Origin of the sequence: Neobacillus drentensis, assembly GCF_036966985.1 — a bacterium.
Taxonomy (GTDB): Bacteria; Bacillota; Bacilli; order Bacillales; family Cytobacillaceae; genus Neobacillus; species Neobacillus drentensis_E.
Genome location: NZ_JBALSN010000638.1, coordinates 1 through 1,739, shown reverse-complemented (window position 1 = coordinate 1,739; position 1,739 = coordinate 1). Strand labels below are relative to the sequence as shown.

Here is a 1,739-nt window from a genome sequence, read left to right as displayed (position 1 = left end):
TGTATTAGTTTAAATGCCCTCAAACAGATAGTGGATTCATATATCGAAGAGTACAATAATCATCGTTATCAGTGGGGACTAAATAAGATGACCCCGGCTCAATACGAGGGCACTGAAAAACATTCCTTTTTTTATGATTTATGTGTTACCCTCAAAAAAATAGGCAACTTCTTGTATGAATTTTTGCAAGAAGTTGCCTATTTCTATTTTCCCTAACTATTTTTTTCTTTTAAAAGAGTAATGATTCGCTTCAAATTGACCGCGAATATGGTTGTTGCACCTTGTATTTCCATTCCAAATAGACCCGCAGTAGATGCTGTATCATACCCGTGTCCATGTTTTAATTCGCTATTTTTTGCTTCAATTTTATAACGTGAACGTGCGAGTTCTTTAAACTCTTCACTGTTTTGGAATGCTTCCTGTTCCTTATGTTCGGTGGATTTAATCGAAACAGAATACGTTTTACTTTTAGCTCCTTCTTTATAACATCCATTACGCAAAGGACATATTTTACATTTATCAATATCAAAATAATAGACTTGTTGTTGGTTGTTACGTTGATTTTTCTTTCCTATCCGTGCTTTACGTATTGCCATGTGACCGGCTTTACAAACATACAAACCAGCATCTTTATTGAATTCAAATTCATCTTCCTTTGCACGTTTACCTTGTGTGATTAGTGGATTCAGCTTAGATACAAGTTGAATTTCTTCTTTTTTCGCGTACTGGATATTGTCCTTTTCAGAATAAGCTGTATCTCCAATGACAGTATTTATTATCATGCCTGTTTCTTTACTTTTCTTTACTAAATCTTCAAGGTACTTTCCGTCACTTTTCTCGCCGGTTGTTACAACCGCAGCTGTAATAATCCGTTCATCACTCATAGCAATATGTGTTTTAAAGCCGAAGAAAGAAGAATCAGCTGATTTATGCCCAACACGCGCATCAGGGTCCGTTGAATAACTCAGCTTTTCTTTATAATCTTCTACGACTTCTTTTAAGACATTTAGTTTTTCGTTTACAGCTGGTATTACCTTAATTTGCGGTTGCGATTCAACTACCTGGATGACTTGAAGACAGTAATCTACTTCATCATTTACTTCGTTAGAAGTCGGCTTCGATGGAAACTTTTCTTTTATTGAGTCATCTATTTGATAAACAGCTTTTCGCACATTTTTTGATTTCTCTTGTAAAAATTCTTTAGGCGATTTTTGATTGTAACGAGCTTTTGTATGTGTTGCATCCACGATTATTGCATTACTTTTAATGATTTCTTTTTCTAAGGCAATCTCAACTGTCTTGCCAATAAGCATGTCTAATAAACTCACATCCTGGAGACGGAGCTTACGGAACTTAGTCAATGAACTAGGATTTATAACAGGATCTTCTGGTGCCATATCTAAAAAATATTTAAACGACATATCATATTTAGAACGTTCAACTACATCTACATCAGATAAATCAAAAATTGATTTTAATAGTAAATATTTAAACATACGAATAGGTGGTACGGCATTACGACCGTTATCAAGACAATATTTATTCCTTAGTTCTTCTAAAATGAAAGAGAAGTCAACAAGTTCGTTGATTTGGCGAAGCATATTATTCTTTGGTACAACAATATCGTAAATTGCCATAAACGGGCTAAGATTGAAAGACTCTTGGTTTAAAATCATTTTGGATACCACCTACATACATTTAATATCATTATTATAAAATAAAAAGGCAGTTGAAAGTTT

The 1,739-nt window shown here is 33.9% G+C and carries 2 protein-coding genes; one reads left to right on the top strand and one right to left on the bottom strand.

Translation table 11 applies throughout. From position 1 onward, the window contains the following. The coding region (locus tag V7659_RS32215; RefSeq protein ID WP_420491789.1) for an IS3 family transposase at nucleotides 1-216 on the top strand (216 nt) is incomplete at its 5' end. On the opposite strand, the gene V7659_RS29555 is transcribed toward V7659_RS32215, so the two are convergent. Next, on the bottom strand, nucleotides 213-1,676 hold the full coding sequence (locus V7659_RS29555) for an IS1182 family transposase (protein WP_335543607.1): 1,464 nt from the start codon (nucleotides 1,674-1,676) through the stop codon (nucleotides 213-215). The two genes, V7659_RS32215 and V7659_RS29555, sit on opposite strands and share 4 nt — an antisense overlap. Nucleotides 1,677-1,739: the final 63 nt, after the last annotated feature.

What these genes read in the sequence shown, in the direction of transcription:
- V7659_RS29555 (WP_335543607.1), bottom strand. Translation starts at nt 1,676, where the DNA reads ATGATTTTAAACCAAGAGTCTTTCAATCTTAGCCCGTTTATGGCAATT.